General features: G+C 63.2%; 10 protein-coding genes and 1 pseudogene. 5 read left to right on the top strand and 6 right to left on the bottom strand.

Annotated features, from left to right (window positions below; genetic code table 11):
• Nucleotides 1–3: 3 nt before the first annotated feature.
• Nucleotides 4–1,170: an acyl-CoA dehydrogenase family protein gene (locus IEX32_RS03970; protein WP_188768620.1), complete on the bottom strand. Its 1,167-nt coding sequence runs from the start codon at nt 1,168–1,170 to the stop codon at nt 4–6.
• Nucleotides 1,171–1,334: 164 nt separating this feature from the next.
• Between IEX32_RS03970 and IEX32_RS03965 the strand changes: the two genes are divergently transcribed.
• The 3 genes from IEX32_RS03965 (at nt 1,335) to IEX32_RS03955 (ending at nt 6,149) form a co-directional block, all read left to right on the top strand.
• Nucleotides 1,335–2,561, top strand: coding sequence for a CaiB/BaiF CoA transferase family protein (locus IEX32_RS03965; protein WP_188768618.1), 1,227 nt, complete (start codon nt 1,335–1,337; stop codon nt 2,559–2,561).
• 206 nt (nt 2,562–2,767) lie between these two features.
• Nucleotides 2,768–4,546, top strand: coding sequence for a thiamine pyrophosphate-binding protein (locus IEX32_RS03960; protein ID WP_188768616.1), 1,779 nt, complete (start codon nt 2,768–2,770; stop codon nt 4,544–4,546).
• 178 nt (nt 4,547–4,724) lie between these two features.
• Nucleotides 4,725–6,149: an aldehyde dehydrogenase family protein gene (locus tag IEX32_RS03955; RefSeq protein ID WP_188768614.1), complete on the top strand. Its 1,425-nt coding sequence runs from the start codon at nt 4,725–4,727 to the stop codon at nt 6,147–6,149.
• A 129-nt stretch (nt 6,150–6,278) separates the two neighbouring features.
• Here IEX32_RS03955 and IEX32_RS03950 read toward each other — a convergent pair whose 3' ends face one another.
• From IEX32_RS03950 to IEX32_RS03930, 5 genes are read right to left on the bottom strand one after another with little or no spacing between them, the layout of a single operon-like run.
• Nucleotides 6,279–6,635, bottom strand: coding sequence for a hypothetical protein (locus IEX32_RS03950; protein ID WP_188768612.1), 357 nt, complete (start codon nt 6,633–6,635; stop codon nt 6,279–6,281).
• 21 nt (nt 6,636–6,656) lie between these two features.
• Nucleotides 6,657–7,886 carry a hypothetical protein gene (locus tag IEX32_RS03945; protein WP_188768611.1) on the bottom strand — a complete coding sequence of 410 codons (1,230 nt, stop codon included), beginning with the start codon at nt 7,884–7,886 and terminating at the stop codon, nt 6,657–6,659.
• Nucleotides 7,886–10,105: a GumC family protein gene (locus tag IEX32_RS03940; protein ID WP_188768609.1), complete on the bottom strand. Its 2,220-nt coding sequence runs from the start codon at nt 10,103–10,105 to the stop codon at nt 7,886–7,888. The genes IEX32_RS03945 and IEX32_RS03940 overlap by 1 nt, the downstream gene beginning before the upstream one ends.
• 11 nt (nt 10,106–10,116) lie before the next feature.
• The gene (locus tag IEX32_RS03935; protein WP_188768606.1) at nt 10,117–10,827 is read right to left on the bottom strand and encodes a polysaccharide biosynthesis/export family protein; all 711 of its coding nucleotides are present in this window, start codon (nt 10,825–10,827) and stop codon (nt 10,117–10,119) included.
• A gap of 43 nt (nt 10,828–10,870) precedes the next feature.
• Nucleotides 10,871–12,259 (bottom strand): O-antigen ligase family protein, encoded by a 1,389-nt coding sequence (locus tag IEX32_RS03930; protein ID WP_188768605.1) that lies wholly within the window; start codon nt 12,257–12,259, stop codon nt 10,871–10,873.
• A 643-nt stretch (nt 12,260–12,902) separates the two neighbouring features.
• Here IEX32_RS03930 and IEX32_RS20585 point away from each other — a divergent pair.
• A pseudogene (locus IEX32_RS20585) lies at nt 12,903–13,340 on the top strand (phage tail protein I); the annotation flags it as partial.
• Complete coding sequence (locus IEX32_RS21165; RefSeq protein WP_444543971.1) at nt 13,228–13,566, top strand: gp53-like domain-containing protein; 339 nt, start codon at nt 13,228–13,230, stop codon at nt 13,564–13,566. The pseudogene IEX32_RS20585 and the gene IEX32_RS21165, both read left to right, overlap by 113 nt.
• Nucleotides 13,567–13,568 lie beyond the last annotated feature (2 nt).

The raw sequence follows: 13,568 nt of genomic DNA, 5'->3' as shown, positions 1-13,568 counted from the left end.
GCCTCAATACGACTTCGGCAGCCCCAAAACCCTCTCTGCGATGTAGTTCATGATCTGGTGCGGGCTGACCGGAGCGATGCGGGGGATCAGCACTTCGCGAAGGTAGCGCTCGACGTGATACTCCTGCGCATAGCCCATGCCGCCCATCGACATGACCGCCGTCTGGCAAGCCTCGTATCCCGCCTCTGCCGCCAGGAACTTGGCGGTGTTGGCCTCGACGCCGCAGTCCTCGCCCTTGTCGAACAGGCTCGCGGCCTTGAACACCATCAGGCTCGCCGCCTCGACCTGCATCCAGGCCTTGGCGAGCGGGTGCTGGATGCCCTGGTTCTGGCCGATCGGCCGGCCGAAGACGATGCGTTCGCGGGCATAGCGCGAAGCCTTCTGGATCGCCACGCGGCCCAGCCCCGTCGCCTCGGCGCCGAGCAGCACGCGCTCGGGGTTGAGGCCCTGGAGCAGGATCCTGAAGCCCTGCCCTTCCTCGCCGATGCGGTCTTCCTCGGGAATGAACAGGTCGGAGATGAACAGCATGTTCGAGCCGACCGCGTGGCGTCCCATCTTCGGGATCAGCCGGTGCTCCACCTTCTCGTGGTCGAGCTTGCAGTAGAACAGGGTCAGCCCGTCTGTCTTGCGCTTGACCTCCTCGAGCGGCGTGGTGCGCGCGATCAGGAGCATGCGATCGGCCACGTGGGCGTTGGTGATCCAGATCTTCTCGCCATTGACCTTGTAGCCGCCCGGCACTTTCTCGGCCCGCGTCTTGAGGCTGGTGGTGTCGAGCCCGGTGTTGGGCTCGGTCACGGCAAAGCACATCTTCTCCTCGCCCGAGAGGATCGGGGGGATCATGCGCTGCTGCTGTTCGGGCGTACCGAACAGGATCACCGGCTCGAGCCCGAAGACCGGCCCGTGGATCGTCGATGCCGCCGCAATCCCTCCGCCGCTTTCCGCCACGGCCTGCATCATCACCGCCGCCTCGGTGATCCCCAGCCCCGCGCCGCCCACCGCTTCGGGCATGGCGACGCCCAGCCATCCGGCTTCGGCCATCGACTTGTGAAACTCGTGGGGCCACTCGCCCGAGCGGTCCTTTTCGAGCCAGTACTCGTCGGAAAACTGCGAGCAGTGCTTGAGGACCGCCTCGCGGATGTTCTGCTGGTCTTCGGTGAATGAGAAATCCAAGGGATTTGGCCTTCCTTGCCGGTTCGGTTCCGGCGCGGGGATTTAGCAGCGCGCGGCGGCCGGCACAACCGACATTGTGCGACTATGCGCCTGATGAACGAAAATACGCATGGATTTGACGGCAGGGCTGCGCTATCGGACCCTTACGGATGATGGAGAAAACAATGACCGCCCCGGCAAAGCCACAGGACCGCAGCGGGCCGCTTGCCGGACTGCGCGTGATCGACCTGACGAGCGTCGTCTTCGGTCCCTATGCCACCCAGATCATGGCCGACATGGGCGCGGAGGTCATCAAGATCGAGCCGCCCGCAGGAGACAATACGCGCTGGATCAGCCAGGGGCCGGTGCCGGGCATGGGCGGCATCTACGTCAACGTGAATCGCGGCAAGCGCGGGGTCATGCTCGACTTGCGCCAGGACCAGGACAAGGAGACGCTGCGCCGCCTGATCGCCACCGCCGACGTCTTCATCCATTCGATGCGCGGCAGCGCGATCCGCAAACTCGGGTTCGACTACGAGGCGGTGCGCGCGATCCGGCCGGATATCGTCTACACCAACTGCTACGGCTACTCGCGGCGCGGCCCCGAGGCGGACAAGCCGGCCTATGACGACACCATCCAGGCCGAATGCGGCATTCCCTACGTCCAGGGTCTGATGAACGGCGAGCCGGGCTATGTCGCCACGATCATGGCCGACAAGGTGGCGGGCCTGCACGCGCTCCATGCGACGATGATGGCTCTATTCCACCGCGAGCGAACCGGCGGCCGGAGCAAGGGAGAGGGCCAGGAAGTCGAAGTGACGATGTTCGAGGCGATGAGCTCGTTCATGCTGGTCGAGCATGCCAACGGCGCGATATTCTCGCCCCCGACCACGCCCGCGCATTATCACCGCGCGGTCGAAAGAAACCGCCGCCCGTACAGGACCAGCGACGGCTACATCGCCGCGCTGGTCTACAACGACAAGCACTGGGACGCCTTCATCGAGGCGATCCGACCGGAATGGGCCATTGGCGACCGGGGCGAGGAATTCTCCACGCTGGAAAAGCGCGCCCGGCAGATCGGGCGCGTCTACGGCCTGCTGGGCGAGACGTTTCTGACCCGCACCACGCAGGAATGGCTGGACACCCTGCGGGCGCTGCATATCCCCTGCGCGCCGCTGCGCTCGACCGACGAACTGTTCGACAACAAGCACCTCAATGCCATCGGCTTTTTCGAGGAGGTGGAAACCGCGCAAGGCCCCGTGCGCTTTCCGGGCGTGCCGACGTGGTTTTCGGCCACGCCCGGCCGCGTCCACGGCGCGGCGCCGATGCTGGGCGAGGACAACCAGGCGGTGCTTGCCGAACTCGACGGAAACGCCGAGGCGATTGCTGAGAAAGTTGACGCCCCCAAGTAAACAGTGCTGTTGATTTGAGCCGGGAAGAGCTTAGTCAATGACGCAAAGCGCGTCACGCGGCCGCACCATGGGAGAGTGACTGAAAACCACCCGCACGTTCATGCTCGGCTGAGGGGCTGTCACGCCGCCCCGAGCACATGACGGCACGCCCCGCGGAACCGACAGGCGCGAAACCACCAGGATCGAGATCGAAGAAAGGCCACCACATGTACGACGACCAGCCCCAGACGGAAGCCACGCAGACGGCGTCAAAGGGCGTCCCTGTCTACAAGCGCATTCTCGACCTGTTCGAGGCCGAGGGAATCCGGACCCTGTTCGGCATTCCCGATCCCAACTTCGTCCACCTGTTCCTGGAAGCCGAAAAGCGGGGCTGGACGGTCGTTTCGCCGCATCACGAGGCCTCGGCCGGCCACATGGCGGCCGCGGCTTCGCGCATTACCGGCAAGCCGGCGCTGTGCATTGCGACGCTCGGTCCGGGCCTTGCCAATGCCATGCCGGCGATCCAGTGCGCCAAGGTCGAGAATGATCCGGTCATTTTCCTCGGCGGCCAGCGCGCGCGCGTGACCGAGCGCCGCGTGCGCCGGGGCCGCATCCAGTTCGTCCGGCAGGAGCCAATGATCGAGGACTCGGTCAAGTATTCGGGATCGATCGAATATGCCGACCAGACCGACGAGATCATCCGCGAGGCGCTCCGCGTCGCCATGTCGGGTACGCCCGGTCCGTGCTACATCGAGTATCCGGCCCACGTGATCCTCGAGGAACTGGACGTTCCCGCCGCGCTGCCGCCGTCCATGTACCGCCTGGTGGGCCAGGGTGCCGACGGCGATCGCATCGCCGAGGCCGCCGAACTCATCAAGGCCGCCAAGAAGCCGATCCTGCTGGTCGGCCACGCCGTCCACACCACGCGCTCGGGCGCGAAGGTCAAGGAACTGGCGGACCTGATGCAGTGCCCGGTTATCCAGACCTCGGGCGGCACCTCGTTCATTCCGGGCCTGGAAGACCGCACGTTCCCTTATGGCTTTTCCGAAGTCTCGGTGGACGCGGTGATCGAGAGCGATCTGGTGATTGCGCTTGCCACGGAGCTGGGCGAGCCGAGCCATTACGGCCGCTGGCGCCACTGGGTCGACAACGAGGCGAACCGCAAGTGGATCTACGTCCAGCAGGATCCGACCGCGATCGGCGTCAACCGCTCCTTTGACGTTCCGCTCGTCGGCGATGTGCGCGCGGTCGTGCCGCAGCTCGTGCGCGCGCTGCAGGGCGCGAACCTGCCGGGCCATCCGAGCCTGACCGAGTACATCGAGCGCGAAGCCGGACAGATCGCCGACCTCTATGAGGAATCGACGACCCGCGACGACGGCACCGGCAACGTGCCGATGAACACAGCGCGCTTCATTACCGAGGCGACGAAGGCATTCCCCAAGGACGGCATCATGATCCGCGATGGCGGCGCCACGGTGGTCTTCACCTGGACCTACAACCAGGCCAAGCCGCGCGACGTCGTCTGGAACCAGAACTACGGCCACATCGGCACCGGCCTGCCTTACGCCACCGGCGCGATGCTCGCCGATCAGGCCGAAACCGGCCAGGCACGTCCCGGCATGCTGATGACCAGCGACTCCTCCTTCCTGTTCCACATCGGCGAACTGGAAGTGGCGGTGCGCAAGAACCTGCCGCTGGTCATCGTCGTCGGCGTCGATTTCCAGTGGGGTCTCGAGGTCGGCGTCTACCGCGGCTACTTCGGCGAAGGAACCGCCGAGCCGGGCGTCCACTGGTCGGACAAGGTCCGCTTCGACAAGATCGCGGAAGGCTTCGGCGCCGCCGGCGAGTTCGTGCAGCGGGCCGAGGATCTCGGCCCGGCGATCGCGCGCGCCTATCAGCGCGGCGGCCCGACCGTGATCCACGTGCCGATCGAACCCAAGGCCAATGCCACGGACAAGCCGCAATACGCCGAGTTCAAGACCTGGTACGCCGAAGGCACACAGTAATCCGGAAGGCCGGCATGGATCATCTTCCGCGCCGGCCCCTTTATCCGCGCGCTCGCCGCCGCGAGCGCAGCGAGACGATCCAGAGCAATATGTCACAGCCCTGGATCGCTTCGTCGTTTCACGCCTCGCAATGACGGGGATGGGTCTCGAACCCAACCGAACACACCGGGAGCAGGACATGCGCAACTACACCCAGTTCTATATCGACGGCCAGTGGACCGACCCGGTCGCGCCCGCGCGCACGGCCGAAGTCATCAACCCGGCGACCGAGGAAGTCTCGGGCCAGATCTCGCTCGGCTCGTCCGCCGATGTCGACAAGGCCGTCGCCGCCGCGCGCCGGGCCTTTGCCGGCTATTCGCAGACCTCGGTCAAGGAACGGCTCGACCTGCTCGAGACGATCCAGGCCGAGTACGAGCGCCGTGAACGCGAGCTGGGCGAAGCAATCACCGAGGAAATGGGCGCGCCCCTGTCGCTCGGCTGCGGCTTCCACACCCTGCTTGGCAAGGGCCACTTGGGCACGGCCATCGAAGTGCTCAAGGCCTTCAAGTTCGAGGAAGAACGCGGGGTCACGCTGATCCGCAAGGAACCGATCGGCGTGTGCGGGCTCATCACCCCATGGAACTGGCCTATGAACCAGACCTGCGTGAAGATCTTCCCGGCGCTCGCCACCGGCTGCACGATGATCCTGAAGCCGCCGCAACTCGCGCCCTATTCGGCCCAACTGCTTGCCGAAATCCTGCATGACAGCGGCGTGCCCGCCGGCGTGTTCAACATGATCCAGGGCAAGGGCAGCGAGATCGGCACTGCGCTCACCACGCACGAGGACGTCGACATGATCTCCTTCACCGGCTCCGAGCCGGTGGGCGTGCAGATCCAGAAGGACGCGGCCGACACCGTCAAGCGCGTCGGCCTCGAACTGGGCGGCAAGAGCGCGTGGATCGTGCTCGACGACAGCGATCTCGGCGCCAACGTCGCGGCGGCTACCGCCGGGATGATGGGCAATTCGGGGCAGACCTGCTCGGCCGGCTCGCGCCTGCTGGTGCCATCCTCGCGTATGGACGAGGTCAAGGCGGCCGCCGCCGAAGCCGCCAATGGCGTCACCGTGGGCGATCCGACCGGCAATTTCGCGATGGGTCCGGTTGTTTCCAAAAGCCAGTACAACATCATCCAGCAGTACATCGAGAAGGGCATCGAGGAAGGCGCCGAGCTGATCGCCGGCGGCCCCGGCCGCCCCGAGGGGCTGGACAAGGGCTGGTATGTGAAGCCCACCGTGTTCGTCGGCACCAACGACATGGTGATCGCCCGCGAGGAAATCTTCGGGCCCGTCCTCGTCATCATCGGCTACGACGACCTCGACCACGCGGTCGAGATCGCCAACGATTCGATATTCGGCCTTGGCGGCTATGTCAGCGGCCAGGATCTCGAAACGTGCCGCGAGGTCTCCCGCAAGATGCGCACGGGCGCGATCTGGGTAAACGGCGGCTTCGACTTCCACGCCCCCTTCGGCGGCTACAAACGCTCCGGCAACGGCCGCGAATGGGGCGACTACGGCTTCGAGGAATATCTGGAGACCAAGGCAGTCATCGGCTGGAACCCGGCCTGAAGCGTGCGAGCGAGTCCCTGACCTATGTCGGGGGCTTTGCCGCGCAGTAGTGCATTTCCGGGCCGGCCTCTTGCCGAGGCTGAAGGAAAACTGAAGTTCAGGCCACACGCCGAAGGATGTTGCGCACCATCAGCGCCGGACCCGAGAGCCGGAGTCTTGCGCTTGCTCAGCGGCAACTTCGAACGGCGACGTGGTGTTGGCTTGCGGGTTGTAATAGCGGTCAATGCGGTTGCGGATGCGGTTCTGAACGCGATTGGCGATCCGGCTGTTGATGCGCGCCATAGGTTCAATGTTTGCCTGCTCACGCGTCTGGCGCTGGCCCACCTCGCCCACCGCCGATTCCGCCACTCGCCCAGGCAGCTGCTCGTTCTGAGTCTGAGGTCGGCCCTGTGTCTGACGTTGGCTCTGTGTCTGAGCCATGGAAGGAAGCGGCGCGAGCACCAATGAAACAAGGATGCCCATGCGGCGGAGATTATGATCTCTCATGACGGTTCAAGCTCCCGTGGTTCAGCGCAAGGGACGAATCTGGGCGCGGTCGATTTGCCCCGCCACGCCGTCGATTTCGCTGGAGGATCGCGCGATCAACGCCAGCACTTGTACCGGGCAATTAGCAGGAACGGTGAAGCGGCCGGAAAACCGCCCTTCCGCCTCCGACGAGTTCCGCAATTGCAGCCGTCCGAGCTCACGTCCGCCAAGACAGCTTAACGTCCAATAAGGCCGCGAACCTGAAGGCTGATCAATTCCGACGCTATGGCCCTCCAGAACGTACTCCCCTTCCGGCAGCATTTGCTGCTGCCAAAGCAGCCGCCCGCTTACGCTCGGCGACACGGCGAAATCGAACAGGCCGCCGTCGGGCCTGGGCTGAAGTGCCGTCGAAATGCCCGCACTATTTTCCGCCACCCAATCGAACGCCAAGGGCGTCTCAAGCATCGCCTTGAAATCAGGGTCACGCGATCTGCGTCGATCCGCTCCTTCGCGGATAGCCGAATAATAGGACCAGGCTTCTTCGAACGCATTATCCGCGCGCAGGGCGTTGACCAGAGCGTTGTTTGCGCGATCGGGAATGGGGTAGCCTGCACGTCGCAATCCCTTGAACAACCCAGCGGTGTTTCCGGGCTCGGAGCTGTTCGCAGCGGCATAGTAGACAAAGCTGTCGCCCCAGATCGGCTTGGCCGCCAGCGTTGTGACCAGACCGGCGCGCACTTCCTGGTTGGCAATTGCGGCGGACAACACCGGATAGAGCAGTTCCGGCGCCGTCCTCTTCGTTCGCAGAGCGATGTCGTAGTGCTTGAGAGCACTGGAAATTTCGCCGCTCGCCACAGCATCCTCGATTGCCCAAAGCTGCGTGCGCAGATCCCGGCGCGACAAGTGTTGTGAGTAGCTGAACAGGCGCTTGGCTTCCGCCTCGTCGCCACGGATCAACGCGTCGAGCCCGAGAGTGGCGACTGCTCCGACAGCCGTCGGCTCATGCTGCAAGGCGGCCCGCGCTACTCGAGCGGCACGAGCACGATCCTCAGGCGTAGCCTCCGGTCCGGAAAGTACCTCCGAAAGACGAGCGGCAATACGGCCATTGCCGGGTGCCAACGCATAGGCGCGTTCGATCTGGCTGGCCGGAAGCGCCACCGCCAGGGACTGCAAGACGGACAGGTAACCTATCCACGCCGCGGCTCCCGCCAGACCCAGACGGATCACCCATTCCTTCGCCGAGCGCTGTCGAAGAGATCCGCGCCTGCCCATCAAGCCGCCTTTGCGTCAGCTTCCGTCGTTCGACCATAACCATAGCCATATTCGTAGCCATAGCCGTAATGGGCTTTCCTCGCTTCGAACTTGGTCAGAACGCTGCCAATGACCCGGGCGTTGGCGCTGGCGAGGCGTCCCAGAGCGGTCTTTACGAGGCTCGTCCGGATGCCATGCGATTCAACCGCGACGATGACGCCCTCGACCCTTGTAGCGATCAGCGGCGCATCGGCCAGGCCCATCACCGGCGGCGAATCGATAACCACGTGATCATAGGTCTTGAGCAGACGCGAAATCAGCAGCGCCAAACGATCGCCCGTCAGCAATTCCGCAGCGTTGGGCGGAAGCGGCCCGGCGGACATCGCCACGAAACCAAGTTCACTCATGGAGAAGAGGAGGGATTCGATATCGTCCTCTCCGGCAAGGAAGTTGCTCAGGCCGCGCTCATGCCCGACGCCGCCCAGATGGTGGATTGATGGCGAGCGCATGTCACCGTCGATGAGGATGACGTTTTTCCCCGCACGGGCAAGCGTTGTAGCCAATGCAAGCGACGTAGTCGATTTGCCTTCGGCCGGGCGGGTCGAGGTGACCGAAAACGAGCGGGGCACCCCGTGTTCGGTGGAGAATGCAAGATTGGTCTGCACCGCCAGATAGGCATCCACAAGATCCGACTTGCGATCGAGCAGCGCCTCTTTCGGGGTTTCTCCCTCCACCTTTGGAATGGAACCGAGCAGCGGAAGCCCGAGGCGTCGTTCAACTTCCGCCGGGTCGGCAATCGCCTCGTCCATCTGCTCTAGCGCGAAGGCCAGCGCCGCGCCCAGACCCAGACCCGCCAGAAGAGCGATAGCCAGGTTGATCAGCAGTCGCGGACTGGAAGGCTGGTCGGGAACCTTTGCCGGATCGACAACGGCAACATTGTTTATGCCCACACCGCCCGCTACACCGATCTCCTTGAAGCGCTGCAGAAGGGCGTCATAGAGGGCGCGGTTCGTGTCCACTTCCTGCTGATAGATGTTATACTGAATACTGCGCCGGCGCAGATTGAGATAATCGTCCTTGAGCTGGTCGACTGCGGCCTGCAGCCCGCGCTCGCGTTCTTGTGCTTCACGATACCCTGCGAGCAGGGAACTCGACACCCGGTTCTCTTCGCGCTCGATTCCCCGATCAAGTTGGTCAATTTCGGACTTGATGGCTTTCGCGGCCGGATATCCGGGCTCGAACTGCGTCATCATCCGCTCATACTCGGCGGCCAGTTCCGCGCGGCGTTGGCGCAGACTATTTATTGCCTGATTGCCCAGCGCCTCTATCGACGCGCCGTTGCGCCCCCCCTGCTCGTAGCGCGCTTCAGCGTGAATGCGGGAAGCGGTCGCCTGCGCAAGTGCGGAGTTCAGCGCCGCCAGATCGTCGACGACAATGGATCGTTCTGATGTCGTAGTGCCATCGCCGCCGGACTGCGCCGGCAGGTTAATAATTTTCGCCGCCGAAGCATATCCAACCAACTGACGTTGCGACTGATCGAGCTTGTCTTTCGCTTCCGCCAACTGGCGCTGCAACAGATTGCGTCCATAGGACGTCGCCTGAATCTTGCGCTCCAGATTGGTCTGGATGAAGTTTTCAGCCCAGGCATTGGCTACTTTTGCGGAGAAGGCGGCGTTCGGACTGGTGAAACGGACATCCACCAGCCGAGACAGACGCGTGGGGTCAACACTCAGATTATCGCGCAAAATCTCGCCTGCGATTCTTTGGCGCTTGGTGCGACCAGACGCCGGATAGCGGCCATCGGTCAGCTCGAAGGCAGGGTCGTCTTCAGCCGCGCCAAACATCTCGAAGAACTTCGGGTCATCCACCAGCCTGAGCTGCATCGCCACGCGCTCGGAAAGTGAGCTGGACTCCAGCAAGCCGTACTGAGTCTGATAGAATTCCTGATCAGCGATGCCCGCATCGCGCTCCACGCCCTGGAAGTTGGTGATTCTGTCGGATTCGCGCGAGATTTCAATTGTCGTTGACGCCGCATATTGCGGCGTCATCAGCAAAGTCACGATCAGGCCTAGCAGGAAGCATGCAGCAATCGCGCCCAGCATGACATAGCGCCACCGCAAAGCGATGCGCAGATACTGGCGCAGGATCGGTATCGCGTTGTTGTCAGTTCCAGCGGCGGCCTGCGGCTGAGCAAACACAACGGGCGCCGCGCCTTGCAGATTGGAATTAAGAAGATTCATGGCAGCAGGCCTCACCGTAAGATCGCGACAAGCGGAGCCGCGATAAGGGGTGCCAGAGAGACGACATCCCGGAAGAGACGACGCGCAGGAGAATCGCCGACGATGACGACGTCATTGGCGTAGATCGGGGGATCGGCATAAGCGCCGCGACGGATTGCACCTAAATCGTACAAGCCCGCCATGCGCTGATTGTTCACGTCACGCAGAATGACCACTTGCTCCAGACGGGCAAACTCCGACACGCCCTTGGCTGAAGCAATCACGCGCATCAGTGTCATCTGGTTGGTCACGGGATAAAGGCCCGGCTCGGTCACCTGACCATCGACGGTGACGACCTGACTGACCGAACTCTTGATGTTGATGGTCACTTCAGGGTTGCGGACATAACGGCCGCGCAGCGAATCCTCGATCGCGTGCGCCAGTTCGCCCGCGGTCTTGCCGCGCGCATCTATGGTGCCGACCAGCGGCATGGAGATCCGGCCGCTGGCATCGACCTGCATCTCGCGGCTAAGCTCGGGAACATTGAAAACATCCACCTCGATCGTGTCGAGCGGTCCAATCAGAGCCGGCCGGTCAGCCGCCGTCAGGTCTTCACGATTGGGTGGCGGCAGGCCTTGGCTGTCAGGGATGACGGTCAACTGCGCGCTGGACTGCGGCGGAGGTGTTCCCGCACATCCTGCCACGCTTGCAGCAATAATAAAGGCAATCAAGATTTTGCGCATGCGCCTGAGTAATTCCAGCCAATGGGTAAAGAAGGATTGCAGCCTATAGAGGCTGGTCCCGTTCCGGTAAAGCTGCACGTGCCGCCGCGGCTGCTCCCTGGCTGAGCCACACCGCGGCGATCACAATTATGGCCATCATCATCGGCGTGCGGGCAGGATAATCAAACGCGCTGGCGATAAATACGAGCAGCAGCATCGCCGAACCCAGTTTGGGCACCACGTATAGCGGTTCGCCCCCCATCCGCCATACGCGGATGCTTGCAAGCGCCCACCATCCAAGCGCCGCCAACAGCAAAGTCAGCGCCGGCAGTCCGCCGTCCAGTACGATCTCGAGAAAGTCATTGTGTGCATGGTTGAAGTAGGTCGGCTTCAGCAGCTCGAACGACTCATGTATCCGGAATATGGGGTCGAAACTGCCAAAACCTGTGCCCGCAGGGAAATACGTCTCGATCATCGCGAGCACCGTAGGAAGGCCGCGGCTGCGCATATCCTGACCGACGTCGGCCGCGAAGGCGCGATTGATCGATTGCGCCCGGTCAGCCGCGATACTGATCAGAACAAAGATCGCAACCGTGCCGAGAATCGTTGCGATCAGCGATGGAAACACCCACTTCGGCGCGCGGCGGAGTGTGCGCCGAATGCCTGCCCAGGAAAGCGCCAGCCCGACACCCAGCGCTAGTGCCCCCAACAGAATGCCCGCCCTTGAACCGCTCGCGAGGATAGTGAGCGCGAAGATCACAACAAGCCCTCCCGCGACGGGACCGCGCCATCGTGCCCCTCGTCCCTCTGTGAATGCCCAGACGGGCGCGAGCAAGCATCCAAACGCTGTAAAAAGTGCAAAGTGGTTGCGATTGGCAAAGGTGCCACCGACTACGCCGACTGTGTCGTTGACCAGCGGGTGGTCGAAACGGGTCCCCGAGAATTGAAGCAAGCCGATGAATGCCGATGCTGAAACAAGTCCCAGCAACAGCCCCGGCAACCAACGCTTCTCCCGCTCCTCAAGGGCGCTCACCAAGAGCAATGTCGCAAAGGGAACTACCAGCGAAGATGCCGCGTTGATTGTTGCTCCCGGAACGAGTGACCAAGGCCGCCAAGTATCATTTACGATGACCGTTTCGGCAAAAAGCCCTCGACCCGGCAGCATAGTCCAAACTTCGGCAGGCAACGGTATCAGCTGCAGCAGCGGAAGCAGCATTGTGGCCAACATGAACAGCAGGACAGGTCTCATGTTTGCTGTTGAAAAGCGTGTTCCGGACAAGATTGCGGCGATCAGCAGGAGCCATGCAAGACTGCGCGTTATCACCTGCCCCAAGACGTCGGGCCGCGATGCTCCGCCTGCTAACCATAGTATGGCCAGTAGCAGTGCCAAAAGAGGAAAGGCAATACTCCAACTGTATCTGCGTGGAAGGGCGGAACGGGTCGATGTGGCCATATCGAGGCTCCGCATATGCCATCCTCTCTCGAAAGGGAACCTCGAGCCTGTCGTTTGACTGCGCAACCTGGACCAAGCGAATGACTGACTGGTTCTGGGAGTATAACGCCGCCCACGTGTTCATTCAGGGTCGGCGCAACTGCTTGTCCCGGACAACGCCAAAGTCGCGGTGATCAAAGCCTGTCTCTACAATTCCGTGGCCTACCGCAGTACACCGATATGGCGCGCCACTGCGGCCCTTCCGGCATGGCTGACGCCACCACAGTTTCGCCTTCGCCGGGTGAGGTGGTGGTTACGGTGCTCTCCGCCACGGGCGCCGGGGGTGCCATCGGCCGAGGGCCTGAGCGCGGTAAACACCGCGCTCAGGCCGATCAGGTCACGGTGCGGGCCGCAACCCCCGTCGACATCGCGATCGAGGCCGAGCTTTACGTCTTTGCCGGGCCTGACCAGACCCTGATCCTCGGAACCGCACAGGCCACGCTCGATGCCTATCTAGTGGACATGCACAGGCTCGACCGGGACATTGCCCGCTCGGCAATCATCGCCGCGCCCCATGTCGGCGACGTCCAGCGGGTGAACCTGATCGCCCCGGCCGCCGAGCGCGCGCTGGAAGAGGTGATGCTTTCCGGATCAACCTGTCGGCGGTCGGCACGCTTGGGGACCGGCGACCTGCCAGGCGGACGCCCTGCCCTTCCTCGCCTGGGGGCTGGCGATCAGCCACTGGGACACCAGCTGGACGGTCGCCGAAAAGCGGACCGCTGTCGCCGTGGCCATCCCCTTCCACAAGATCAAGGGCACCCGGGCGGCGGTGGAGCAGGTTCTCGCCCGCTTCCATCCGCTGCTGACCGTCGTCGAATGGTGGGAGACCAGCCCCAAGCGCGATCCGCACACCCTTGAGGTCCGCGCCAACGTGCTGGAGATCTGCGCCGACTTCCTCACGCAGGACACGGCCGAGGCGACCATCCGCGATGTTGCCGCCGCCAAGCCGCTGCGCGCTCATTTCGATTTCGTCCAGTCGCTGGAAACGCAGGCCGCGATATACACAGGTCTCCGCTGCCGGTCGCCAGGCCGCCGCCGGTGATGGTGACTTCGCGGCCGCGGCGAACGCGACCACGCCGGTGACGTTCGCGCTCGCCTTCGACAACGCCTGCTTTTCTGTGGTCGCGAACGGCGTTGTCGGAAGCGGCGTGGATTCGAAGGACAATCCACCGCGCGTCGATGCGTCGACGATCACTGCCAGCGGGTTTTCGGTCTTCAGTGCGGATGATTCCAGCACATCAACCTGCTTCATCACGGTAGGGCACTGAAC

It is taken from the genome of Novosphingobium endophyticum (assembly GCF_014640675.1).
GTDB lineage: Bacteria > Pseudomonadota > Alphaproteobacteria > Sphingomonadales > Sphingomonadaceae > Novosphingobium > Novosphingobium endophyticum.
The sequence above is the reverse complement of the archived record's forward strand: the minus strand, read 5'-3'. Positions and strand labels throughout refer to the sequence as shown.